18 protein-coding genes are annotated in these 24519 nt (G+C 62.9%); 8 read left to right on the plus strand and 10 right to left on the minus strand.

From position 1 onward, the window contains the following. Positions 1-20: 20 nt before the first annotated feature. Positions 21-1280 (minus strand): saccharopine dehydrogenase family protein, encoded by a 1260-nt coding sequence (locus tag EA187_RS09835; protein ID WP_127780153.1) that lies wholly within the window; start codon positions 1278-1280, stop codon positions 21-23. A 175-nt stretch (positions 1281-1455) separates the two neighbouring features. Here EA187_RS09835 and EA187_RS09840 point away from each other — a divergent pair, with 175 nt between their 5' ends. Further along, a complete protein-coding gene (locus EA187_RS09840) occupies positions 1456-3219 on the plus strand; it encodes an SLC13 family permease (RefSeq protein WP_164856172.1) in 1764 nt (587 codons plus the stop codon). A 28-nt stretch (positions 3220-3247) separates the two neighbouring features. Here the strand turns inward: EA187_RS09840 and EA187_RS09845 are convergent, their stop codons facing one another. Further along, positions 3248-4264: a zinc-dependent alcohol dehydrogenase family protein gene (locus tag EA187_RS09845; protein WP_127780155.1), complete on the minus strand. Its 1017-nt coding sequence runs from the start codon at positions 4262-4264 to the stop codon at positions 3248-3250. 115 nt (positions 4265-4379) lie between these two features. On the opposite strand from EA187_RS09845, the gene EA187_RS09850 reads away from it, so the two are divergent. Further along, positions 4380-5369 (plus strand): hypothetical protein, encoded by a 990-nt coding sequence (locus EA187_RS09850; protein WP_127780156.1) that lies wholly within the window; start codon positions 4380-4382, stop codon positions 5367-5369. Positions 5370-5463: 94 nt separating this feature from the next. Beyond that, complete coding sequence (locus EA187_RS09855) at positions 5464-6132, plus strand: O-methyltransferase (protein ID WP_115603850.1); 669 nt, start codon at positions 5464-5466, stop codon at positions 6130-6132. Positions 6133-6272: 140 nt separating this feature from the next. Here the strand turns inward: EA187_RS09855 and EA187_RS09860 are convergent, their stop codons facing one another. Beyond that, positions 6273-7187, minus strand: a complete 915-nt coding sequence (locus EA187_RS09860; protein ID WP_206524242.1) for a class I SAM-dependent methyltransferase — start codon at positions 7185-7187, stop codon at positions 6273-6275. Between the two features lie 128 nt (positions 7188-7315). Between EA187_RS09860 and EA187_RS09865 the strand changes: the two genes are divergently transcribed. Next, positions 7316-7933: a DUF924 family protein gene (locus EA187_RS09865; protein ID WP_127780157.1), complete on the plus strand. Its 618-nt coding sequence runs from the start codon at positions 7316-7318 to the stop codon at positions 7931-7933. Positions 7934-7981: 48 nt separating this feature from the next. Here EA187_RS09865 and EA187_RS09870 read toward each other — a convergent pair whose 3' ends face one another. Then, positions 7982-8746 (minus strand): hypothetical protein, encoded by a 765-nt coding sequence (locus EA187_RS09870; RefSeq protein WP_127780158.1) that lies wholly within the window; start codon positions 8744-8746, stop codon positions 7982-7984. Between the two features lie 109 nt (positions 8747-8855). Here EA187_RS09870 and EA187_RS09875 point away from each other — a divergent pair, with 109 nt between their 5' ends. Beyond that, positions 8856-9599 carry an RCC1 domain-containing protein gene (locus EA187_RS09875; RefSeq protein ID WP_127780159.1) on the plus strand — a complete coding sequence of 248 codons (744 nt, stop codon included), beginning with the start codon at positions 8856-8858 and terminating at the stop codon, positions 9597-9599. A 27-nt stretch (positions 9600-9626) separates the two neighbouring features. Here EA187_RS09875 and EA187_RS09880 read toward each other — a convergent pair whose 3' ends face one another. Further along, the gene (locus EA187_RS09880; RefSeq protein WP_127780160.1) at positions 9627-12926 is read right to left on the minus strand and encodes an ATP-binding protein; all 3300 of its coding nucleotides are present in this window, start codon (positions 12924-12926) and stop codon (positions 9627-9629) included. A 384-nt stretch (positions 12927-13310) separates the two neighbouring features. Here EA187_RS09880 and EA187_RS09885 point away from each other — a divergent pair, with 384 nt between their 5' ends. Together EA187_RS09885 and EA187_RS09890 are read left to right on the plus strand one after the other, a co-directional pair. Next, a complete protein-coding gene (locus EA187_RS09885) occupies positions 13311-13775 on the plus strand; it encodes a ferritin-like domain-containing protein (protein ID WP_115603845.1) in 465 nt (154 codons plus the stop codon). 223 nt (positions 13776-13998) lie between these two features. Beyond that, positions 13999-14301, plus strand: coding sequence for a hypothetical protein (locus EA187_RS09890; protein WP_115603844.1), 303 nt, complete (start codon positions 13999-14001; stop codon positions 14299-14301). Positions 14302-14407: 106 nt separating this feature from the next. Here EA187_RS09890 and EA187_RS09895 read toward each other — a convergent pair whose 3' ends face one another. From EA187_RS09895 to EA187_RS20390, 5 genes are all read right to left on the minus strand, one after another. Next, positions 14408-16525, minus strand: a complete 2118-nt coding sequence (locus tag EA187_RS09895; protein ID WP_127780161.1) for a hypothetical protein — start codon at positions 16523-16525, stop codon at positions 14408-14410. A gap of 232 nt (positions 16526-16757) precedes the next feature. Continuing rightward, entirely contained in the window at positions 16758-17696 is a 939-nt protein-coding gene (locus EA187_RS09900) for a hypothetical protein (protein WP_127780162.1), read from the minus strand. A 116-nt stretch (positions 17697-17812) separates the two neighbouring features. Beyond that, positions 17813-18880: a hypothetical protein gene (locus EA187_RS09905; RefSeq protein WP_127780163.1), complete on the minus strand. Its 1068-nt coding sequence runs from the start codon at positions 18878-18880 to the stop codon at positions 17813-17815. A 433-nt stretch (positions 18881-19313) separates the two neighbouring features. Then, positions 19314-21287 carry a putative sodium/potassium/calcium exchanger gene (locus EA187_RS09910; protein WP_127780164.1) on the minus strand — a complete coding sequence of 658 codons (1974 nt, stop codon included), beginning with the start codon at positions 21285-21287 and terminating at the stop codon, positions 19314-19316. 440 nt (positions 21288-21727) lie between these two features. Next, positions 21728-23368, minus strand: a complete 1641-nt coding sequence (locus EA187_RS20390) for a hypothetical protein (RefSeq protein WP_164856173.1) — start codon at positions 23366-23368, stop codon at positions 21728-21730. Positions 23369-23655: 287 nt separating this feature from the next. Here EA187_RS20390 and EA187_RS09920 point away from each other — a divergent pair, with 287 nt between their 5' ends. Further along, positions 23656-24498 carry a hypothetical protein gene (locus EA187_RS09920; protein ID WP_127780165.1) on the plus strand — a complete coding sequence of 281 codons (843 nt, stop codon included), beginning with the start codon at positions 23656-23658 and terminating at the stop codon, positions 24496-24498. Positions 24499-24519: the final 21 nt, after the last annotated feature.

Below are 24519 nucleotides of genomic sequence, written 5' to 3' on the forward strand. Positions count from 1 at the left end.
ATCAGCCCCCCGTGTTGGCATCACTCCGCCTCAAACACCATGCCCGCCAGCTCCAGGCGGTCGATCAACGCGGACCCCATGGCCGCCGCAGTGGTCAAGACTCCTCCCCGGACCACACCATCACCGAGGGCGTCTTCCCCATCCGCCAGAAGCATCGCCGACTCACTCAACATCAACGCCGTCGCCCCGTAGCCCGGGTCTTTGTCGGCCTCCACGCGCACAACAAGCGGCGCATCCCCCGCCTTCATCGCCCTCTCATCCTTCCAGCCGAAGACTTTTACACAGAAGCGCCCCTCTTCCATCGTCTTCTCCGAGGGCCCCTCACCGGCCGCCGGCAACACAAAGCGGCGAAGTAACGCCCGCGTCGGTCCCAGCGCAAGCCCCGCCACCAACCCGCCCAGCCCCAACGCCATCGACCATGCCCCCACCGCCCCGCCAACCCCGCGTCCCAGCTTGACGACTTCGCCGTAACGAAAGTCACGACCGTACTCAAACCCCCGAAGAGCGTTGCTGCGCCGGACGACCTTCTCGTTGACCCGTGCCATCATAAAAGGCCCCGTCCACGCGCCGATCGCCCGATCAAATCGTGCCCCATCCTGCGGGCCTCCATCCGCCCCCGGCGCCTCCCCGGCCGGATAGAGCGCATAGGGATCGGCCAGACGCTCACGCACCTTCGCATCCCGTGAAGCCCGCTCCACTGTCTCCGCCGCACTCGCCACCGTCCCTCCCGAAAATCCTCCCCGGGCATCCCACAGATAGAACTTCGCCAGACCTGCAGGCTCTGCCCACTGCCGCTTCGCCTCCTGCTGCAAACGTAACACCCCAAGATCGCTGGGAATCGAGTCAAACCCGCAACTATGCACAATACGCACCCCCGCGCTCCGGGCGGCCTCGTGGTAGCGCTCGATCATCTCCGCCACCCAGTCCATCTCACCGGTCAAATCGCAATAGTCCGCCCCCTCCTCCACACACGCCCGCACCACCGCCTCGCCATACAACGCATAGGGCCCCACCGTCGTGCACACCACACGGGTGCGCGCCGCCATCGCCTTCAAACTCCCCTCATCACCCACGTCGGCCGCCACAACACTCGGCGCGGCGCCCCCGGAGGCAAGCTCGCCCAGCTCAGCGAGCAGCGCGTGCAACTTCGCCTCATTGCGCCCGGCCACCGCCCAGCGGCGATCCCCGCCGTGCTGCGCCAGATATCGCGCTACAAGACGTCCGGTAAATCCCGTGGCACCGAACACCACCACATCAAACTCTCGCGCCGTCGAAACCATCCCATCCTCCTTAGCGTTGCCACGCTCAATGTTCACCATTCTTATTCAACCTGCCTCACCCCATCGCCCCTCACAACCCACCTTGATACGCCGGGCGCTGCGCCCACCTTTTCTTCGTTCTGGAGCACAACCAGGGGACCTCCCTGCGGCCTCTTCCACGGTGGGCGGCAAACCTATGAGCTTTGAGCTGAGTTTTGTCTTCTTATTAACACTGGTCGCATTGGTGCTCTTTGTCACCGAACGCATGCGCGTCGATCTCGTCGCCCTGCTCACCATGGCCGCGCTACTTCCCACCGGCATCCTCACGCCGGCCGAAGGCTTGAGCGGCTTTAGCAACGAGGCCACCGTCACCATCGCCGCGATGTTTGTCCTCAGCCGTGCCCTCCATCGCACCGGCTCGCTCAAACACATCGCAACCCACCTGGGGCGCCTCTACGCCTACGATGCTCGCCTGGCCACCGCCGCGATGATGCTGGGCGTGGCCGCGATGTCGGCCTTTATCAACAACGTGGCGGTGGTCGCGATCATGCTACCGGTGCTCCTGGGCGTCTCCCGAGCCAACGGCATCAACCCCTCCAAGATCATGATGCCCCTCTCCTTCGCCGCGATTTTCGGGGGCACCTGCACGCTCGTAGGCACCTCCACCAACATTCTCATTAGCGGGCTGCTCACCGATCTCAACCAGCCGGCGATGAACATGTTTGAGATGACCCTGGTCGGGCTGCTCTTCCTGATCGCGGGCACCGGCTACATGCTCACCGTAGGTGACGCCATCCTCCCCGACCGCGACAACCCCGACTACCGCCGCAGCGACTCCGAGACCCAGCCCTACCTCACCGAATTGCGCTTCGCCCCCGATTATCCCGACATCGGCAAGACCCCAAACATCATCTTAGGCGGCACCGAGGCCACCCTCCTGGCCATGATTCGCGACGACGAGATGCTCGACGATCCCGACGATCGCCCCCTGAAACCCGGCGACATCCTGCGCATCTCCGCGCCGGCCACCGTGGTGCGCGACTTGCTGGATACCGTCGGTGTCACCTCCCTGGCCGATCCCCAACCCGAGCCCGACGATCATCAACCCATGGAACTCATTGAGGTCGTCATCGCCCCGGACGCCGCCGTCGTCGGGCGCAGCCTCGGCGAGTCGGGTTTTGCCCGCTACCACCCCGCCCGGGTGCTCGCCTTGCGGCGCTCAGCCGATACCGTCGTCGATCAACTCCTCGACGTCCCCATCCAGGGCGGCGACGTACTGCTCATTCAGGCCATGCCCGGCCAGGTCCCCCTCCTCCAGGACAGCCCCGACTTCATCGTCGTCTCCGAGATCGGCCTCTGGGAGTTCAAGCACGCCTTTACCCTCCCGGTCATCGCAGCATTACTGGCCGTCATTCTGTTGGCCGCCTTCGGAGTAGCCCCCATCGTCACCCTGGCCAGCGCCGCCGCCGTGCTTGTGGTGCTCATCGGCGTCATCTCCATCGAAGAGGCCTACGAGGCCATCGACTGGCAGGTGATCTTCCTGCTCGGCGGACTCATTCCCCTGGGCATCGCCCTGGAAAAAACAGGGGGTGTGACCATGCTCGCCAACGCCACTCTGGCGCTCGTCGGTGACTTCGGCCCCCGCGTCATCCTCACCACCTTCTTCCTGGTCACCATGGCCATGACGGCCATTATCTCCAATCAGGCCACCGCTGTCCTCATTACTCCCGTGGCCGTCAGCGCCGCGATCAGCCTCGGCGTCGATCCCCGCCCCTTTGTCTTCGCCATCGTCTTCGGCGCTTCAGCCAGCTTCGCCTCCCCGGTCGGCTACCATACCAACGTGATGGTCTACAGCGCCGGAGGCTACCGCTACATGGACTTCGTGCGCGTGGGCATCCCCCTCTCCCTTCTCTTTCTGGTGGTCGCGGCCTTCGTCATCCCCTGGTACTGGCCACTCTGAGCGTTGGCCCGGGCATCCGGGCCGACGCTCACCCCTTAATAGCCACGCAGACCTTTCCAAGATGCCGCCCGCCCTTCATCACCTCAAAGGCCTCCACCGCGTCTTCAAATCCCACCACACGGTCGATGACCGGTCGCAGCCCATGCTGTGCAAGCGCCCGATTCATCCTTTCAAACATCTCGCCATCGCCCACAATCACTCCCTGCACCCGAATGTTCTGCATCAGGATCGGCACCACGTTGACCTTCTGCATCCCGCCGGCAAGAACACCAATCAACGCGATCGTTCCGCCTACCCTCACCGCGTCTACCGACTCCTGAAGCGTCCCCGCCCCGCCCACTTCCACAACCACGTCCACACCGCGCCCCTCCGTCATCTCTTTCACCGCGCGCCCCCACGCCGGCGTCTCGCGGTAGTTGAGCACCCGTGTCGCCCCCAACTCCTTCACCCTCTCGAGCTTCGCGTCACTGCTGGAGGTCATGATCACCTCTGCCCCCATCATGCGCGCGAACTGCATCGCAAACACCGACACGCCCCCCGTCCCGAGGCAAAGCACCACATCGCCTGCGCGCACGGCCCCTTGTTCGACCACCGCGTGCCAGGCCGTGACGCCGGCACACCCCAACGTCGCCGCCTCCGCATCGCTCAAATAATCGGGCACCTCCACCACGCCGCCCACATCGCAGACCACCTCCTCACGCAACGTGCCCTGCAGGGGCCCGCCCAGGGTGGTACGCAACTTCTCCCGGGTTGGCTCTCCGCTCCGCCAACCCTGTGCAAAGATCGGCGAAACTCGCCGTCCCAGCCACCGCGCATCGACATCTTCTCCGACCTCTACAACCTCTCCCACCCCGTCGGAACACGGCGTCAGCGGCAGGGGCTGGCGCGGGTTGTAGTGCCCCTGCACCATCATCAAATCTCGATAATTAAGCCCGACCGCCCGCATCGCCAGTCGTACCTGCCCCCGCAGCACCGGCTCCGAGGGCGTGTCCACCATCCTCAACCGATCCAGCCCAAACGCCCCTTCGATCTGCCAGGCTCGCATCCCAAACCTCTCTTAGCGCAACGATTCGACACACCCCGCGCCATTGCACGCAGCGATCTTTGTAACTACACTCTCCTACATCTTAAGGTCCACCAACCGACCTGGCGAGGACGAGATGGCAACTTCCCCTGGCTCCATCCATCGCACGATCTGGAACTCCCTCAAGATCACCGGCTGCGCGCTCAGCGTCGTCGCCATCGCCTGGGGCGTAGGCGTGTTCACTCCTCAGGGCGAGGTGGCAACCTCCCATGCCGACACCGCCTGGCTCAGCCCCTTTAAGCGCTCCAACACCGAGCGCTTTAACAGCGCCCTGGACAAACTCGGCCATCCCGAACCTCGCCGCTACGACCTCAACGGCAACACCGTCTACTTCTCGACCACAACCTCGTTGAAGACCCCGCAGGAGCTTCTTCTGGACTACCAGGAAGAGTTCGTCCGCCAGGGCATCAACCAGGACACCTTCACGGCGCTCTCTCCCGCCGATGAAGAAGCGCGCCTTCTCAACGCCCTGCAAGGTGGGCTGAGCCCCATCGCGATCTCGGCCAATCACATCGCCCTGGCCGGCGTGCTCACAAAAAACCGCGCCGACTCCCCTGACGCGCTGCGCGACGACTATCTGGGCACCGACAACCCCCACGAGCTCTTTCGGGCACACCGCTACATCGAGATCTCTCGCGACCCCGACCGTCGGCACACCGAAGTCGTCGCATCCTGGAGTGACGAGGCCTTTGACTACAGCCGTATGGTCCCCGGAAACAGTGCCGATCATCAGGCCTTCGACGAGCTCGTGCCAGCCTGCCCGGGCTGCACACGTCTGACCCGCTTTGCCGACGAGAACCCCGGTGCCCACCAGGTCGACCTTACCTTTATCTCGCCGGCCTCTGCCGACACGCTGATTCATTTCTACGATCAGGCGCTTCCTTCCCGCGGTTGGTCGCTGGCCGACGAGGGCGACGCCATCGCCCGCGCCTCCGACTTCTTCGAGCTTCCCGAGACCGGCCACACGCGCCGCTACACCGGTCCCGACAACCTGGGACTGACCCTGGTCTTCCAGCGCGACTCCCGTACCGGCCATACTCTGGTCCACGCCGCCCGCTCGCGCTGACCTGCTCATAGCCTGATCGGGCTTGCCCCGACCTCTTCCGGTGTGAACCTTTTGTGATGTTGTATCGTCATCACTTCACCCCGGGAGTCGACTCATGAGCACGTCTACGATCTTCCTCGACGACAACATCCTCTCCTACCTGCGCCACTTCTCGATGCGCGAGCCCAGCCGCTTTAAGCGCTGCCGCCATGACACCTCGGAGCTGCCCATGGGCAGCATGCAGATCGCCCCGGAACAGGGCCAATTTCTGCATATGCTCCTTCAGGTCATGGGAGCACGCCGTGCCCTTGAGATTGGGAGCTTCACCGGCTACAGCGGCCTCTGGCTGGCCAGCGCTCTTCCCGAAGACGGCTGCCTGGTCGCCTGCGAGGTCAACGAGAAATGGGCCTCCCAGGCGCGCCACTGCTGGGAGGACGCCGGCCTGATGAAGCGCATTGAGCTGCACGTCGAGCCCGCGCGTGAGACCCTGGAGCGCCTCCTTCAGCGCGACGCCCAGAACACCTTCGATTTCATCTTCATCGACGCCGACAAAGAGCCGCTGGATCACTACTACGAAGCCGCCCTCAAGCTGGTCCGGCCCGGGGGGCTGGTCGCCGTCGACAACGTACTCTGGGGTGGAAAGGTCGCCGACTCGTCGGTGCACGACCCCGACACAACCGCCATCCGCGCGCTCAACGAGAAGATCCACAGCGATGAACGCATCGACTTAAGCGTGGTGCCCATCGGCGACGGCATGGCTCTGTGCCGCAAACGTAGCACCTGATACACCCGCACGCTCCCGGCCCTGAAACAACGAGAGCCCGCCTCCCCTCAACGGGGAGCGGGCTCTCGAAATACCTGCCAGGTCGGATAGCTGCCTGATGCCCTCAGATGTTGCTTCGGGGGGCGGCAGCATTCTCCGCCTTATTCAGCGGCCACTTTCACAAACTTCAGGGTCATGCGATCGCTCTCGCCAATGGCCTCAAACTGTGCAGCGCTCTCTTCGCCACCACGCAGCGAGGGCGGCAGCGCCCACACGCCATCTTCGTAATCGCGGGTGTCGTTGGGGTTGGCGTTGATCTCGGAGCTATCCACAAGCTCAAAGCCCGCGGCCTCCACCGTCGCGATCACAAAGTCCTCCGGCAGATACCCCTTAGGCGCGGTGACGGCAGGATCGCTACCCTCGGCCGCACGATGCTGCACCACGCCGAAGATCCCGCCCGGCTTGAGCGTCTCGTGGGTAGCTGCCAGCACATCCTCAAGAATCCCGTTTCTGTACCAGCCGTGCATGCTGCGGAAGGTCACGACCATATCCGCACTCTCCGGACCGCCAACCTCCACGATACTCGGCGGCCAGAAAGTTCCCACTTCGACCTCACCCAGCGTCTCGGTGTTCTCCCCGACCCACGCCTCAAAATTACGAGCGATGCGGCTGTAGTAGTGTTCCGAGTCTTCGGGATTGTCGTACATATTTCCCGCAACAAAGCGACCCTTCTCGGCGAGCACCGGCGCGAGAATCTCGCTGTACCAGCCACCGCCAGGCCACAACTCCACCACTGTCATATCATCGCTCAGACCGAAAAAGAGCAACGTCTCCACCGGATGACGCGCTTCATTTCGCGCACGATTCTCTTCGGAGCGATGCGTACCTTCAGCCGCCGCCTCCAGTTTGGCCTCCACCGACATCGACGGCGCCGCCTCCGAATCAGCCTCCGTTGCTTCGGCTTCGGTGGCTACTTCCTCTTCGACCGGCATCTCATCGCTCTTCGGCTCGTTCGACGAGCACGCCGCAAGTCCAACCACAAGCGCCAGCATCATCCATCGGGTCTTCACGTTCACTTGCCACTCCTTATCATGTACGTAACGTCTGCAAAATCCGGGGCCACAGCCCTTCCTATCTAGCATCGCCATTGGCCCGGGCACAAACTCCGCCCAGACGTTTAACACCCAGGATATAAAGGCAACCGATGACTTCGTATCAAGACGTACTCGAATACTGGTTCGGCACAACCTCCGCCCTGGAAGACGGCAACTTCCCCCAGGAGCAGTTTCGTCTCTGGTTTGGCGGCGGCGATGCGGTCGACCGCGAGATCACCGAGCGTTTCGGCGCGCTCGTCGAAGACGCCCGCGACGGCGGCCTTCAGAGCTGGCTTGAGCGTGCCGACAGCCGCCTGGCCCTGGTGCTGCTCCTTGACCAGTTCACCCGCAACATCTACCGCGGCACCGGCCAGGCCTTCTCGGCAGACGCACTGGCCCTTAGATACGCGCTGGACGCCATTGAACTCGGCCACGACACCGCCCTCTCTCCCATTGCGCGCTCCTTCTTCTACCTTCCGCTGGAGCACGCCGAATCCCTGGAGCTCCAGGAGCGCTGCGTCACCCTGATGGAGAACCTCACCCACCAGGCCCCCGACGGCCAGGTCGAGCTCTTCCAGGGCTTTTTGGACTACGCGGTCCAGCACCGCGACATCATTGCGCAGTTCGGGCGATTCCCGCACCGCAATGCCCTGCTCAGCCGCACCTCCACGCCCGAAGAAGAGGCCTACCTGGCAACTACCGACGTGCATTTTGGGCAAAAAGCCTGAATCCACCCTCCGGCGCCCTCCCGGGCGCCGGAGTCAGCGCGTCGCGCCTCACAAATTCAGCTGCCGATCTTCAATGCAGATCCCACCCTCACAGGTCGTCCGCTGCGGACAATCTCCCGGATCATCGCAGCTCACGCGGGTGCAGAACCCGGATTCACTGCAACCAAACATCGGATCGGGGCAAATGCCGCCCTGGCAGCGCTGAATCACGCAGCTCCCGCGCGAGCAGTGCATTCCGGGTTGGCAGTCCACATCTTCGGAGCACGACGCCACACACGAGCCAAAGTTGCAGTCATAGCTCGCCTCACACCCGGCGAACTCACTGCATCCCGCGCAGATGCCGCCCGGAGCGGTACGCGTGCACGAAGGCCCTCCGGGCCCACCGCCGGGGCAATCTGCAGTCACGTTGCACTGCCCCAGCGGACGCCCTGCATTCGGATCGACCCCGGCATCATCCCCACCTCCGGCGTCATCCTCACCGTCGGACGCATCGCCTCCATCCTCTTCAGCGTCCGGGGTTTCGGTCGCATCGTCGACGTCCTCTCCCCCATCGTCCGCATCTGCGGACGTATCACCGGCATCCTCTTGAGCGTCGGCATCCTCAACCGACACGTCCTCCGCATCCAGATCGGTGTCCTGACCACCGACTCCCGGATCCCTCCCGGTATCCTCGTCCACCGCAGCGTCGCCCCCGTCCACACAGGCTTCGCCACAACCTGCATCGAGAGGGGTCGGGTCCACCGGATCGTCGGTACACGCCCCCAGCCCCACACTCAGAACCAGCACACTCATGACACGCAGAATCATCTTCATAAACGCTCCTCACTCGCACCCAACGCCGGGAGCACATCGCTCAAAGGGCGCTGGTTCTTAGATTTCATACATCCCGGTCTAATGGTGGCCCCCAACTGCGGAGGTGTCCATGGCGAACGCATACCCTGTACGCTCGAACCTGCGCCAGCGCGCGTTCATGACAGCTTCGTTCGTCCTCAGCTCGGTGACGCTGCTTGCCCTCGGCCTGATACCCTCAGCACAAGCCCAACACCCCTATTACGAGCCTGCCTCCGCCGAGGCATTCGCAACGCACAACCCCTTTGCCCCCCTCTCACCGCAGCTTCTCTTCCCCTCGCCCACGCCCACACTCATCGTCGCTGGCGACACCAGCTGCGCCCTCGATCACCAGGCCCGACTCAGCTGCACCGGCCCCGGCGTCACCGAACCCCCGACCTCCACGCCTATCGCCACCATCGCCGCCGGCGCCGACCACATCTGTGCGCTCGACATCACCGGCTCCGTGCATTGTGTGGGCGATCGATCCCACCACCAACTCGCGCTTCCCGCCGACGTCTACGTGGATCTGGCGCTCGGTGAGCGCTTCTCCTGCGCGCTTACCGCCAACTCACGTGTGCGCTGCGCTGGCACCCACCCTCAAGGTCCGATGACCTCTCCGCAGGGCACCTTTCGCCAGCTGATCACCACCGATCACCACGCGTGCGCCCTGCGAAACTCCGGCGAGGTCTACTGCTGGGGCGCTGCACAGGACAACGCCCTCTCCCCGCCTCAAGGCCCTTTCGTCAACCTCGTCAAAGCGCACCATCGTCTCTGCGCCCAGCGGCCGGACGGGGTGACCCTTTGCTGGGGGCATCCTAACTCGCACTCGCCCTGATCATGCGCACAGCCCCCGATGCGACGCTTATCCCTCCACCGCCTGCGCATCGCGTTCAGTCTCCATCTGCGTCCGCAACAACGTCTCGGAGATGGCGATAATGTCGGCATCGCCACTCTCTCGAGCGACCGCCAGGTTGACCTCAAACATCTCGCGCAGGTCGGAGGCCCGCATCCCGTTGGCGCGCACATAGCCCTCAACAGCCGATGCGTACCCACGCCAGGCCGCCCAATTTCCGCAAGACGCCAGGCAAGCAAGCAACCCCGAGAGCGTATAGATCTGCTCGCGCACCATGCCTGCCCGGCTCCACGCCCCCTCGGCTTCGTTCAACAAGACCATCGCCTCCGAGAATCGCTGCTGTGAGACCATCATCATTCCCAGATTCGAGTGCGCGATATTGACCTCAGCCGCCATCACATCTCCCCAGAAGGAGATCGCCTCGCGGTACATCGCCTCAGCCTCCTCCCACCGCCGCTGCTCCCGGAAGATCTCCCCGTAGGTATTAAAAAAGCTCCCGGGTGAAACACGCTCAAAGAGCCCGGCATCCTCACGAATCTCTTCCATCAGCGCGCTCGCCCGCTCCGGCTCTCCGACCTCAAGATAAGCCGTCGCAAGTCCCACGGTGGCCGCCGCCTGCCCTCCCTTATCCCCGAGTTCGCGCCAGATATTCCGCGCCTGGGCATAGCCATCGACGGCCTTGTGCCGCTCTCCTCGCTCCGTCCACGCACTGGCGAGGCGAAGCATCGTCCCGGCTAATGAGCCACGCCTGGCCTCCCCCTGGCAGGCCTCTCGGGCCTGAAGAAGGATGCGCTCAGCACCTTCAAAATCGCCACGTGCAAAGGCAAGCGACGACTCCAGCCAGAGTATGGGCACCAGGAGTTCATCTTCGTCTTCAGGCCGCAGCAGTAGTCGGGCGCGCGCCACTACCGGCTCAGCGGCCTCCATCTGCCCGGCGCCCTGCAAGGACCAGCTCTGCCGTAGCATCCCGCGCAGCCGGCGCACATCGCGCTCCTCAATGCCCAGGCGATCGCAGGCCTGCTCATAGCGCGCGATCAACCCCAGCGCGCGACGGGACTCCCCCAGATTTCCGGCCAACTGACAGCCTCGCAGGAGATGCTCCATGGCCACATCGTTCTGGCCCGCTTCAAAAAGATGCATTCCCAGACGCTCCGCCGTGGTCACATCATCTTCCCGCGCCCGCCCCTTCACAACCTCGGCGCACGCGCGATGAATCGCAGCATAGCGCCCCTCGACTCGCGCCTCCCGCGCCAACGCCTCCCTCAACATCGGATGCACAAACTCAAAGGAGCGCTCCTCGTAATGCTCCGACACCAGACGGTTAGCGAGCAACGCCTGAACGAGCGGCTCGGGCACCGACACCTCGCAGCGTTCGCACACCTCCAGCCACTCCTCGTGCATCACTGTCAGACCCAGCGCGGCAGCGCACTCCATAGCCCGGCGCGCGTCGTCGCGAACATTTGCATCAAACTGGGCGATGAGTTGCTCAATCGCCTCGTCCCACGCCTCCAGCATTCCCTCGGGCAGCGTGGCCCTCGCGCCTGCTTTAAGCGTGAGCTGATCCGGGTAGCGCTCCGATGCCACGAGCAGCCCCTCATGCACCCATCGCATCAACATCCGCACAATAAACATGGGATTGCCGCCGGCGCGCTGCGCCAGATCGTAGGCCAGCTCCTCCTCCAGCGGCGCGAGCATCGAGATAAACGCCAGCTCCTCCGAGAGCGCCAGCGGCGGCACCACAAGCTCCTCTACCTCATCGCGCTCCAGGAGCTGATCGATCTGCACCATCTCAATCGGACGATCGACCAGCGCCTCATCGTTGACCGTGATCACCACCATCACCGAGACCCGCAGCGGAGACTCCAGCACCCGCTCCACCCAGTCGAGCGTCTCACTGGCCCACTGGCCATCCTCCACACAGATCAAAAGAGGCCGTTCTCGGCCCAGCTCCCCCAGCGCCAGCTGCGTGGCCGCGCCACGGTTGCCCCCACCGGCCGGAAGCCGCGATCGCTCACCCCAGGGCAACATCCAGCCGGCCAACGCCTCGGCAGCCGCCTGCGCCTGCGCCTCCTCCAGCCCTCGTCCGCTAAGCTCTTCAAACACACGGCGTTCGGCCCCCTCATTGGAGAGTCCCGTGGCCCGAAAATAGCGCGAAAACATTCGCGAAAGCCCATCGGCCGAGCTTACCACCGGACTATGCGTCGCCCGCATCACCTCGGCCAGCCCCAGCTCATGAGCCCTGCGGGCAAGCCACGCCATCAGCCGTGTCTTCCCCGCTCCAGATGGGCCTCGAAGCACCATCACCTGCGAGCGTCCATCCTGATGAACCTCGCCCAACCTCTCCCAGAGCGCATCCCGCGCGTCTTCCCGCCCGACCAGCGGTACCTCCCGGAAACGATAGAGTTCGTCGGAGCGCCAGAGCTCTCGAAACTCCCCCAGGTCCACAACCTCATCGCGACGCCACCCCAGATCTCGCCGCACCGTGTCCCCTGTCGGCCCCCAGAAGTGCACATCCAGCGCGCTGAGCAATTGACGGGCATCCGCCGCATAGCGAAAACGATCGATGGGCGACTCGTCCATACAGCTCAGCACCCAGCTGGCAAATCCAGAGGGCACGAAATGATGCTGCTCCCCCCGACTGGGCCGTCCACGCTCCTCATCGGGAAGACGCCCGTAGAGCCACTGAAACGCGATCACTCCCACGCTGTAGAGATCACTCCAGCCCCCCTGCTCTCGCCAGCGCCCCTCCACGACCTCCGGCGCCTGATAGGCCGATATCACGCTGTTTTCACCATCGAGGCGACGCGGTGGAAGCAGCCCGAACTCCAAGAGCTGCACTGCCTCGACCTCATCCTCCGCGCTCAGCCGAACCGAGATCAACTCCGGACTCAAGCGCCGATGCACCACCCCGCGAGCGTGCCCGAAAGCCAGCGCCTCGAGCACACGCAGCAACACCGCGCGAAACTGCGGCCACTCCAACCTCGCCATGCTCGCCAGCAGAGGTACGCCCCCCTCCATCGGCGCGCTCACCCAGAACGCATCTCCGGCCAACAAAGCGCCCTGGCAGGCACCTGCCTCCTCCAGGGTCACTTCTCCGAAGTCATAGAGCGGAGCGACCCCCGAGTGGAAGATGCCCGCCGCCCCCTGTGCCTGTCGGCGGTACATCTGCAACATACCCGCGGGCGCATCCGCAGTATGTGCCGCGCGCAATTCCAGGACGCGTCCGGAACTCTCGTCCAGAACCTTCCACAGCCGCCCCCCAAGCGATGTCTGCTGAGCCTCTTCCAACCGGTAACTGCGAACTCGCACGTCCTCTCCCCTTGCGCGCCATCGTCTCTCGGTCGACGCATGCGCCCTCGCGCATGACGCCCTTATGACGTGTCGTGACTTTTCGTCAGACCACGACGTTAACACACCTCTAAGGTCGCGTCATCGCTCTCGACTGTACGCCACAAGCAAAACGCCTCGTTGCTCCTCTGATTTCCGCGAGTCTCGATCATCGCCATCCCGCAGCATAAAGCAAGCCCACTCGCCCCATGCCCCTTTCCCTCGGCGAAACATCCCTGCTTGCCCCCGGATCGCCCCACCCCATGAAGCAGCCCGGTTGACCCGCCACGATGCGCTCTTATACCTTGGATTCGTAGAGTACGCCTGCCTGAACACCGATAATGATTTTCAAAAACGGAGCACCCTATGAGCTCGAAAGACGAACTGATCAAACGCCTCAACAACGCCATGGCCTGGGAACTCGCTGGCGTCATCCAGTACATGCAAGCCGCGGTGATGGTCACCGGCTACGAGCGTGAAATCTTCCGCGAGTTCTTCCACGAGTCGAGTGAAGAAGCCCGTGACCACGCCGAGGCCGTCGGCGAGAAGATCGCCGTCCTCGGCGGTGTTCCCACCGTGGAGCCGGCCACCATCCGCCAGGCCGCCGACATCCAGGGCATGCTCGAAGCCGCACTCGCCCTGGAGATCGATGCGCTGAACGCCTGGCAGGCCTGTCACGAAGTCGCCGAAGCCGCAAACCCGGGCACGATGTACTGGATCGAAGAGCACATCGCCGAAGAACAGGATCATGTCGATCACCTGCGCAAACTCACCGGTAAAGTGAAGTTCGCCGCCGGCGACATCGACAAGAGCAAAGGCACCACCGCCTGATCGTCACCGCATTCAGGAGACGCGTTCCCCCCCGGGCGCGCGTCTTAACGCGAAGGCCCCTCGTCAGCTCAGACGAGGGGCCTTTTTTGTCGTCCGATATCCGACGCTGCCTTCCCGGGAAGAATTGATACTCGATTTCAATTTCACCTTGACTGCGTTTTGAAAGTCATTATCAATATCATTGTCCGCGATGCGCGATTCTTCTCACAGGCAGAACGCAACCATGACCTACGAAAAACTCCTCGGCGATCTCCTCGGTTTTGAAGCCGATACCCGCGTTGAACTGGTTCAGGTTTCCGAACCCGGTGAGACGCCCACGCTTGAGCTTCGCCTGCAGCGCGACGGCAAAGAGCTCGGCTGGCTGACCCAGCGCCGCATTCGCCTTTGCGCCGGGCAAATTGGCCAACTTCGCGATGCCCTCAACCTGATGGATCCCGACGGCCGCGACGCGCCGCCCCCACGGATCCACCCGATGCGCCGCGACGAGAAGGTCATCTCCATGGCCGATCTGCGACGCTCCTGCTGAGAGCATCGGCACCATCGCATCGCCTCAGACAAAAACGCCCCCCGATCAACTCGGGGGGCGTTTTTTTGTCACATATGTTTTGTCATATCTGGCACCTGAGCCCCGCTCAGGGCTGACATGCCTCCACGGAAGAAGCCTCGACACTGCGCAGCTCAGTCGCCTCGCCCGCCCGCACGCGCGACACAAAACAGCCATACTGCGCCTGGGCCTCGGCCACCTGATACGCCACGTTATGCCCGTCGAGAACTTCCGGTGCGTACTGCGTCACCACCGCCGTGACACCATCACGGTTGCCTGCCACCGGGAGCTCCAGCACCTGATCGCGCCCCACCCAGCGCATCCACTCCAGCGCCTCTTCTTCGAGCAGAGGCTCCACAAGCTCTCCGCCCATCGCCACCGAGAACGCCGCGCGTGAGCCCGGGCTAAAGTAGCCATCCTCCAGGCCGGAGTGTTGCAGCGCCTGCTTGGCCGGCACGCCCTGGTGCGGCTCCTCCAGCAGATGACGGCCGTGGGCCACCGGGTCCACAAGGTCCCAGACATGCTGCACCGCGCTCAAGATCGGGTCGAAGCGATTGAGTTCTTCGCGGGGGTTCATGCGAATCGCCACCCGCAGGGCGTCGCCCACATTCACCGGTTTCACCGACTTGAGCGCGACCTCAATGAGCACGCCTCCCGAGCCCGAGAAGACGCCGGCGGCGATGTTGCGATCCACCGTCAACGCCGGCAGCCCGATCGTCGATCCCATCGATTGCCCCATCGCCGAGATGCGATCGCCGGCAAAGCGAATCAACCCATCCGACGCCTCTCCCGCGTCCAGGTATTCCGGAGCGACCGCCGGATCGATCGTCAGCTCTTGCAAAAGCCGCGCATGCAAGGTGATCTCACTGGAAGCCACGTTAAAGTTATCCACTGCAGCGCCCGGGTTGCCGATCAGGTTGTAGAGCATCAGCCCCGTCGTATCCGGCGAGGTGTGGCGGGTGCCATGAAGATTAAAGTCCGCAGCAAAGCCGGCCACGCCATAAGGTGCCACCACCCCGGCAGGGCCACTTCCCGGCGGTGCGTCGGTGTCTTCGTCCGGCTTCGGACCTCGCTCAAAGAGCTCTTCGGCCCGTCCACCGGAGCCGTGCATATACATCAGCACCGGAAACCCGCCCTCGGGCATCGCCTGACGCGGCACACTCACAAAGAAGCGGATCGTCTGGGTGTCGACCTGCATCAACTCCCCATCCTCATCCAACGCCAGCGCTCCCGAAGGGGGTCTGGAGTAGGGTCGACTGCCCGTCTGCACCGTGGGCACATCATAGGTCGCCCGAAGCAGCACGTAATCGTCAAACACCTCCACAAGCTCAAAGCCGGGCTCCTCATTCACCTGAGGCTCCTCAACGCCGTTGAACCAGTCGTTGATCTTGCGCAAGCGCACGGTCGGATCATGGGTGGTGAAAAGCGTCATTCCACGCACCGCATCGGCCTCAACCCCGATGCTACTGAGAACCTCCATCGCCTGACTGTACGGCTCACCATCGACCGCACCCACGTCCTCTCCCTTCAACAGCCGATCGAGGTCTGCGGAGCGCACAATCGACTCGCGTACCTCGTCTTTGAGCGCATCACTGAACACCAGCGCGTAGCGCGTATTGGCGCGACGCACCACGCCGAATGGCGAAAGACAGGCCACCATATGGGCCTCATGGTAGGTGCCAGCCTCGGGCCGATACTCACACGCGATCGGAAGCACCCGCCCCTGCTCCGGGCTCTGCGGATCGACGTCGACCAGAAAGATCGAAGGTGCGCCATCCTCGAAGTTCAGCGAAGCCTCTTCATCCTCAATAATCGTCAAGGGATCGAGCGCCCCATCAAAGTGGGCAAAGATCCCGCCGACCACACCCCAGCCTTCCAGACGCGTATCGGCGGCTTCAAACCACTTCTCCAGAATGTCGATGCCTTCGGCACCGGGCCAGCTGGAGTAGACCCCCTCAAACCCCTCGATGCTCCGCACATCACTGGGAATCGGAAGATCAAAATACGCCTCGGAGTCGACATCGAAGCGCATCTGCCGCCCGACCACCTCCGGGCCCACATCGCCCCCGTCGACCTGGGTATCGGCATCCGCTCCTGCATCGACCGCAGCGTCATCACCTGGCTCATCGGAGCACCCGGCGGCCGCCATTACCATTCCGAGCATCGCCGCATACCGGGCCAACCTCGTCCACTTGCACACTGACATCATTTCACTCCTGCATCGGATCGCTTTGCCTATGGATCGCCGGCGCCCACGTGGCACGCATCGGCATCACCGCATCAACCTTACCCTGCCACTATGGCGAGCCCGCACCGGGGTGTACAGCCCCCGGATCCCAGAGCAACAAAGCCGGGCCCCGAAGGACCCGGCTTTGTTGGCCGTTCACCAACGCCCCTCGACCCGGTGCGTCGAGGAACGTTGGCACGATGTCTCGCCCTTAGCGCGGCTCGGGCGTATCGCGAACCGGGCAGCATCCGTCCTCGCCTTCCCCGGCGTACATCGGGAAGGTCAGAGAGGCCTTGGAGTCGTAACCAAAGGGCACCATCTCGTCGCCATCCCACATCATGTCATAGACGCTGGCTTTGAACTCGTAGTCGCCCCGCTCGCCAAGGCGAAGTTTGAAGCACTGGTAGTCGACCACACCGTTGCCATTGCCGCCGTTGAACTCATGCTGAAGCGTGGAATCCATGCCGTTGCCGTTGTCGTGATCGTAGTCGACCTTGCGGGGCTGGCTCAAAAGGGGCGGGCCACTCTTCTGCTCCAGGCGGAACTTCAGCGGGTCACCGTCCGGGTCGTAGGCCACCACGCAGACCTTCACCTTGTCGCACTCGGTGTTGAACTTATCGAACTTCACCGCGCGAATCACCGGCGGGTGATTGAGCACGCCGATCACATCGAGCGCGCCGTTCTCTTCGGTGGCATCACACTGGCTGATCAACATCACCTCGGTGGTGCGCCCCTCCTTGACCTTGACGTAGTTCATGTACGCTTCGTCGCAGTCCTTCGACCTCTTGCCGTACTTGTTCAGGGGCACGATCTTGACGTGGTAGCACCCCTCCTCAAGCACCGTGAACATATCGGCGAAGAGGTGGCTGGAGTCGCTGTCGAGCGGCGAGTCCATAAACTCCGGAATCATCCCGGGAAGCTCCAGATCTTCGAGGTGACGCACCTGCTCAAGCACCGGCCGTCCGTGGCAGGTTTTGATGATGTATTTGATCTTCTTAACGTCGGAATCTCCCGAATAGTCAAAGGAGAGCGCGATCCCCGACGAGCTCACTTCACCCGAATCCGAGGGTCCATCCTCCACCAGATCCACACCACACCCGCTCATCGCAAACAGCCCCGCCGCAAGCCAAACCCATCCGTGACGCTTCATATGCATTCCCCTCATGTTTCGGGTTGGTTCAACCCTCGGCCCAACCCCCACGGTCGGGCCGAGGTACTGGTGCGTCCTGGAGTCTTCAGGCTGAAGACTCGCTATCGTCCTCGGCGTTAGTTGCCCGCCGGTAAGACCTCATCACAGGCCGGGTAGACCTCCTGCGGCTGAAACACGCCACCGGGGCAGGTCCGCGCCACATCATCCCACTTATAAGGACTGCAGTAGAACTGCGCTGGCCAGATAGGGTTGCACCCCGGCGCTCGCTGAATCTCGCGCACCCCGGGCAAAAGATGAAACTCGCCGGTGGCCTCATCGTAGCATTCAAGCTCGATGTCCCAGTTGGTATGCACCGGGAAGACCATCTCAGCGTGGGAGGGCCGACCGACGAAGTCCTCCATACGCACAAGCTCACCGTTCTCATGGACCATATCGTAGACCCGCACCCGAAACTCATAGGTGCCGTTCCACAGCGGCGCGGCCTTCATGCACGCCCGCGCAAGCTCCCCGTCCTGCTCCTCCCTCACAAGCTCCGGCCCCATATAGAGCGCCTGCCCCCCGACCTGCTCAAACTCAAAGCGCATCGGATCAGCGTTGACATCGCGCGCGGTCACACAGACCTCGACCTCCTCACACTCAAAGATGAACTTCGAGGGACTGTACTCCATCGACACAATTACAGGCGGCTGGTTCAACGCCGCGATCACATCGAGCGTACCGGTGTGATCGGCCTCGCACTGACTCATGATCAACACTTCGGTGGTCTGCTTTGCGCGAACCTGCACGGACGTGGCACGCCCCTCATAACACTGCGTCGAAGGCTCACCATTGGCCTGCAAGGGCTGCACGCGAATGTCGTAACATCCCGGCTCAGCCACGGTAAAAAAGTCCGAAAAGAGGTGCGCGGAGCTCCGATCCAGGGGGTTGTCCTCCAGCGTGGGAATCATCCCTGGAATGCGAAGGTCCTCCAGAGAGCGCCGCGCCTCAATGCGCTCACCATTGCCTCCGCATCGCTCAATCTCAAAGAGAAAGCCCGAGACGTCGCTGCCACCCGTGATATCCACGGTAAGCTCCATCGACGCCCCACCTCGCTCCCCACCCGGACCTGGCTCCTGCAAGACGCCACAGCTGGCCAAACATCCGGCGGCAACGACAAGCCCCCATTTATGTCGATGAATGTTCATCGCGTCTCCCCCTCGCTGATATCGAGTTCCCGGAGAGCGGGCACCCACGAGACACCTCGCTTCGCCCCCCCCTTTCCTCGCGGCTAATGGCCCAACACAAACGTCTCTGTGTGCCGGCACCCGACCCCGGGGGTAGAACCGCCTCGACGCGTTCCCCCTACCTCATCAGGTCATAGATAAAACCTAATCCTCAGAACTCCGCCAGCAATGCCTTTTCAATCATTTTGCGGAATTCTGTGAATTATGATCCATTTTAATGCCCCCATCGCCGCGCGTTTCCGAAACACGCCGGGCCAGCCCTTCCGGCGACGACTCGCCAGGCCACACTGGCGGGCCGCAATCACTCCTTCAAAACAAAACGCCCTCCGCGGTCCCCAGGGACCACCGAGGGCGTTGGCACCACGCTCACCACGTGAAGCGCCGGGGCCTCTTCTTAGCTCGCGTCACCGCAGGCTCCCGGGCCGATATGACCACCGTTGTACGAGCGCATCACAAACATCAGGTCTTTCGCCCGCACCCGATCGATCGAATCGGGGTCCTCCACACCCAGCAAACGCTCCGCCTCAGCCATCACCGCGGCAACCTCTGCCGGAACAGGCGCACCGGAGGCCTCGTTCAGGCGCGCAACGATGTACTGCTGCGCCATAAACGCCCAGGCGCGCGACTTCGGCACCCGCTCCTCGACCAGCTCCACCCAGGTCATCCCATGAAGCTCGGTATCTTCGCTGATCGGCCAGGAAACCTGACGGTCGGGATCGCTCTCGTAGCGGTTGTAGTCGCGCCAGTACTGAAGATCACGCGTGCATTGCTCCACCTCACCAAGGACATCTTCCTCGTCTTCGTCGCGGTGATCTTTCTTCTTATGCTCTTCCTCTTCCGGCTCTTCCACCTCGCCTAAGACATCTTCCTCGTCAGGGCGCTCCTTGTTCTTTTCATGGTCGTCGGCAGGCTCATCTTCCGGCTCTTCCACCTCGCCAAGGACATCTTCCTCGTCTTCGTCGCGGTGGTCCTTCTTCTTATGCTCTTCCTCTTCAGGCTCCTCCACCTCGCCTAAGACGTCTTCTTCGTCTTCCTCATCCCGTCGATGGTCCTTCTTCTTATGCTCTTCCTCTTCAGGCTCCTCCACCTCGCCTAAGACGTCTTCCTCTTCAGGACGCTCCTTATCCTTCTCATGGTCGTCCGCAGGCTCATCTTCTACCTCGCCCAAGACGTCTTCCTCGTCTTCCTCGTCCCGTCGGTGGTCCTTCTTCTTATGCTCTTCTTCAGGCTCCTCCACCTCGCCTAAGACGTCTTCCTCTTCAGGGCGCTCCTTATCCTTCTCATGGTCGTCCGCAGGCTCATCTTCCACCTCGCCTAAGACGTCTTCCTCTTCAGGACGCTCCTTGTCCTTCTCATGCTCATCGGCAGGCTCATCCTCCACCTCGCCCAAAACGTCTTCCTCTTCAGGACGCTCCTTATCCTTTTCGTGGTCATCGGCAGGCTCATCCTCCACCTCGCCGAGCACCCCTTCATCATCGTTGGCCGGAGACTCCTCGCAGGTCGAGTACACCGGGAAGCTCAACCGAGCGTGGGAGCGAGCTGAGTCGTCGCTCTCGCGGAGCAAGTCTTCCACGCGTACACGGTCATCGTCGGCGTCGACGATGACATCGTAGGCGCGCACCTCAAAGGCGTAGGCTGCGGTGTTTCCGGGCGTCAGCGTGACACACTCCACCACCTCGCCATCGGCGTTGGGATCGCTGGTCGAACTCACGTCCAGCCCCTCGCGCGGCGTCGGGCCAGAGAGCTGCTCCCACTCAAACTCAATGTCGTCGGCATCGCTATCGACAGCAGTGGCGCAGATGCGCAACGATTCGCACGCCACCAGCTTGGAGGGATCAAAATCGAGGCGAGTGAGCGTCGGCGAGAAGTTAAGTACCCCGAGCACGTCCATCGCTCCGAAGTTGTCGCCGCCGCATTGACTCACCATCGCGATTTCGGTGGTCTCACCGGCGCGCACCTCCACCGCGGAGGCCAGAGAAGGCTCGCAGAGCTCAACCTCCTCGCCATCTTCATCGATGGGCACGATCTCCACGTCGTAGCAGCCCTCTTCGAGCACCACGAAGTAGTCTGCAAAGATGACGCCCTGCTGCCCGGCGACCTCCAGATCGTCAAAGGCGTCATCCTCGGGGAAGTCCAACTCTTCGAGCGTTCGCTCATCGACGACGACTTCTTCCCCCTCACATGTCTCAACGATAAAACGCACCCCGGCTACCGACTCGACCTCGCTGAGGTCTACCGTCAACGCCAGGCCTGTCTCACTACCACTTCCCGAGGGATCGGGTGCTGGTGGGTCAAGGCTCTCCATGCCACAGCCGACCAGCGCTCCCGCGCAGGCCAGGCTCAGGGCCAACCTGATCGTTCCTCTCATCCTCTACCTCCTCATACGACGCGATGGACAGGCAGCGGACACACCTCCAGTCAGGGTGGGCCCTCTGCGAGGAAGCCCGAGATCCCACGCGCCCCACGCGCGTGCGTCATCTCTGCGGCAACATCTTGCGACAACGATCAACCGCCGCACTCCATGTGCGATGGCGGTGATCCAGCATCCTCGCGAGGAACCAGGGAACGAACACAGCGCGCGATCGGCTCTACACCAACATTCATGTGGCAACGTTGCGCTTTCGAGTACCGAATGTAATCAGCGTCTCGCACCTATCAAACAATTCACACTAATCCCACTATAACACCGCCGGCGAGGCCACGACGCGGGGGTACGTGTACGAAAAAAAACCACCCCCGAAGATCGGGGGCGGTCGTGGTCACATCTTATGGGTGCCTCTCGATCAGCACGCCACACGCGACGCGTACTCAGTCGTCATCATCGTCGTCGCAGTCATCGTCGTCGCAGTCATCGCACTCATCGTCGTCGCCGTGATCATCGTCGCCGTGATCATTGTCGCAATCGTCGTCGTCGCCGTGATCATCGTCGCAATCATCGTCGCAATCATCGTCGCAATCGTCGTCGCCGTGATCATCGTCGCAATCATCATCATCATCATCATCATCATCATCGTCGTCGCAATCATCGTCATCATCGCAATCATCATCGTCACGGCAGTCATCATCGTCGTCATCGCACTCCGTCAGCAGGCCGTTATTAAAGGCGTCCAGGATTCCGGCCAGGGTCGTGGCGATGGCACCGTCGGTGCTGGCAGGCGGAATCTGCGTGCACTGGTTGAGCAGTGTCTGAGCCTGGGCAAGCGCAGCGTTCACAGCTGCGGGAACCCGGGCCCCGTCGGCCATGTTGAGGCTGGCGGCGATGAACTGGGGCGCGAGGATGTACCAGGCATCCCCCATGGGCGGCGTGCCGAGAATGTCGAGCCAGGTCTCGCCGCAGTGAGACGTGTCTTCATCGATCGGCCAGGGGTAGTACTGATTGCCGGTCTGGAAGCGGTTGTGATTCTTCCAGTAGCCGCGCGTACGCGGGCACACATCTCCTGGCTCCCCCCCATCGAGCTCTCCTCCAACATCCTCACCCACGTCGGGCTCTTCGCTGGCATCCTCACCCGCATCAAACTCACCGCCGACATCGCTTCCCACATCATCGCCGGCGTCGGGCTCCGAGGGGCAGCTCACATATGCGGGAAACTTCAACGTGGCGCGCGAGCGTACCTGCCCGTAGCCCTGCTCGGCGTACCACTCCTCGGCGGTCACCAGTTCATCACCCAGGTGAAAGAGGTCCTGAGCCTTCAGGCCGAAGTAGTAGTTGGCCGAGACGTCATCGAGTTCGTAGCGCACACACTCCACCGTCTTGCCATGGTAGGTGTAGCGGTGGATCACCTCCGGGCCGCTGAGCACCGGCGGACCGCTGAGCTGCTTCCAACTCAAGCGCACCGGGTCCTGGTCGCCATCGCGTACCGTCGCGCACAACTTCAGCGTGGCCGGGCAGCTCAGGAATTTGCCCGGGTGGTAGGTCAGCTTTTTGATCTCCGGGGGATGATTCAGCGTGGCGATCACATCAAGCCCCCCCCTTTCCTCGGCCTCACACTGGCTGATGATGAGGATCTCGGTGGTGGCCCCCTCCTCGACCTCGACGCCTTCGGCGCTGGCCGGTGCACACTTCGTCGAGGGCGTCTCACGCCCCCGCATCGGCGTGATTTTTACGTCGTAGCACCCCGCTTCGAGCACGGTGAAGTAGTCAGCGAACTGGTGCTCGGAGTCCTCGTCCAGCGGCGAGTTGACGAACTCGGGGATCTCTCCGGGAAGCTGGAGGTCTTCGAGCAGACGCACCTCGCTTAACACCGTCTCTGACTCGCCGCAGCGCCGCAGATCATAACGCATCGCGCGTACATCGGAGGGGCCTTGCACCGCCAGCAGCATGCTCAAGCCGGTTTGTTCTTGACCCGAGCCCTCCCCCGGAACGCCCCGCCCCCGCTCACCAACCTCATCACAACCCACCAGCGCCCCACACATCACCAGCGCACACCACCACGGTGTGAATCTCGACATGCATTCCCCCTCACGTTGTGTGTTTCTGCTTGTGGGCTGCCAACCTTCCCTTCAATCAGCCCGGATTGCGTCTGCTCTGCGAGAAGCCCCCGCAGACGCAACTAAACGTAACCATCACCTTCTCGCCAGCAACCGCCCCACGGCCCGGGCGCGAACATTTACAACGATTGCCCCCGCGCGTTAGCATGCCTCCGGGATCGGGAATGCCGCGCCCTTGCTGCGCATTGTTGCCCTGCGCGCGCGGGCTGCATCGGCCCATCGCCCCCCTCCGAGGAGCACTTGCCATCATGTCCAGTCGTCACCAGGCCGTTCTCGGCCTCTTTTTCGAAGAAGGCGTCACCACCCTCTCGCCGGCCCACCTTGCCTATCGCATGGGCGTGCCGGTTCGCGAGGCCGAGGCTCTGCTCGATGAGATGGTCACCCAGGATCTACTGGCGCTCGACTTCAGCGGCGATCACGACTTCGGCTACCGTCTCCCACCGGGCACGCTGCCTCCCGAACCTCGCCAGGCCTATCGTCCGGAGTCGGTTTCCGCACACGACGCCCACTCCCGCCCCCTTGCTCCCTCACAGGTGCCGTCTTCGTATGAGCCCGCCCCCTACCGGGACGCCTCCTATCAAAGCTACGATGCTGCGCACGTCGAGACGCCTTTAAACCATTCGTCCCCTTATGCCCCTGCGCAAGGCTGGCATGCCCACGCCGCGCCTCAGGGCTCGTCTCCCGATGGCACCGACGGCTCGGTGGGCCCCTTCCGTGCGTCGAGCCGCGGATACGCGCAGCCTGATCCCCCGCATCACCAGCCAACTTCTGCGCCCTTCGCTCCCCCCTCGCCATACGCCGCTTCGCCCTTCGCCGCCGCTGCGGATGCGCGCCGCCAGGAGCTTGTCCCCTTCCGCGACAACCTGCCTCAACAGCATATGCGCCCCGACCGTCGCCCCTTCGTCGCCGGGCTGCTCAGCTTTTTGTTTACGGGACTCGGGCAAGTCTACAACGGTGAGCCCTTAAAGGGCGCGCTGATGTTCGCCACCAGCATGCTGCTGTGGTTCTTCTGGATGGGCTGGGTCGTCTCGATGTGGTCCATCGCCGACGCCTATTCCGTGGCTCAGCGCGCCGAATCTCAAGGCGCCTGATCTGCCCGCTTCGCGCCCCTG

It is taken from the genome of Lujinxingia sediminis (assembly GCF_004005565.1).
GTDB classification, from domain to species: Bacteria; Myxococcota_A; Bradymonadia; order Bradymonadales; family Bradymonadaceae; genus Lujinxingia; species Lujinxingia sediminis.

What these genes read in the sequence shown, in the direction of transcription:
- EA187_RS09835 (WP_127780153.1), bottom strand. Translation starts at nt 1,280, where the DNA reads ATGGTTTCGACGGCGCGAGAGTTTGATGTGGTGGTGTTCGGTGCCACG.
- EA187_RS09840 (WP_164856172.1), top strand. Translation starts at nt 1,456, where the DNA reads ATGAGCTTTGAGCTGAGTTTTGTCTTCTTATTAACACTGGTCGCATTG.
- EA187_RS09845 (WP_127780155.1), bottom strand. Translation starts at nt 4,264, where the DNA reads ATGCGAGCCTGGCAGATCGAAGGGGCGTTTGGGCTGGATCGGTTGAGG.
- EA187_RS09850 (WP_127780156.1), top strand. Translation starts at nt 4,380, where the DNA reads ATGGCAACTTCCCCTGGCTCCATCCATCGCACGATCTGGAACTCCCTC.
- EA187_RS09855 (WP_115603850.1), top strand. Translation starts at nt 5,464, where the DNA reads ATGAGCACGTCTACGATCTTCCTCGACGACAACATCCTCTCCTACCTG.
- EA187_RS09865 (WP_127780157.1), top strand. Translation starts at nt 7,316, where the DNA reads ATGACTTCGTATCAAGACGTACTCGAATACTGGTTCGGCACAACCTCC.
- EA187_RS09870 (WP_127780158.1), bottom strand. Translation starts at nt 8,746, where the DNA reads ATGAAGATGATTCTGCGTGTCATGAGTGTGCTGGTTCTGAGTGTGGGG.
- EA187_RS09875 (WP_127780159.1), top strand. Translation starts at nt 8,856, where the DNA reads ATGGCGAACGCATACCCTGTACGCTCGAACCTGCGCCAGCGCGCGTTC.
- EA187_RS09885 (WP_115603845.1), top strand. Translation starts at nt 13,311, where the DNA reads ATGAGCTCGAAAGACGAACTGATCAAACGCCTCAACAACGCCATGGCC.
- EA187_RS09890 (WP_115603844.1), top strand. Translation starts at nt 13,999, where the DNA reads ATGACCTACGAAAAACTCCTCGGCGATCTCCTCGGTTTTGAAGCCGAT.
- EA187_RS09895 (WP_127780161.1), bottom strand. Translation starts at nt 16,525, where the DNA reads ATGTCAGTGTGCAAGTGGACGAGGTTGGCCCGGTATGCGGCGATGCTC.
- EA187_RS09900 (WP_127780162.1), bottom strand. Translation starts at nt 17,696, where the DNA reads ATGAAGCGTCACGGATGGGTTTGGCTTGCGGCGGGGCTGTTTGCGATG.
- EA187_RS09905 (WP_127780163.1), bottom strand. Translation starts at nt 18,880, where the DNA reads ATGAACATTCATCGACATAAATGGGGGCTTGTCGTTGCCGCCGGATGT.
- EA187_RS09910 (WP_127780164.1), bottom strand. Translation starts at nt 21,287, where the DNA reads ATGAGAGGAACGATCAGGTTGGCCCTGAGCCTGGCCTGCGCGGGAGCG.
- EA187_RS20390 (WP_164856173.1), bottom strand. Translation starts at nt 23,368, where the DNA reads ATGTCGAGATTCACACCGTGGTGGTGTGCGCTGGTGATGTGTGGGGCG.
- EA187_RS09920 (WP_127780165.1), top strand. Translation starts at nt 23,656, where the DNA reads ATGTCCAGTCGTCACCAGGCCGTTCTCGGCCTCTTTTTCGAAGAAGGC.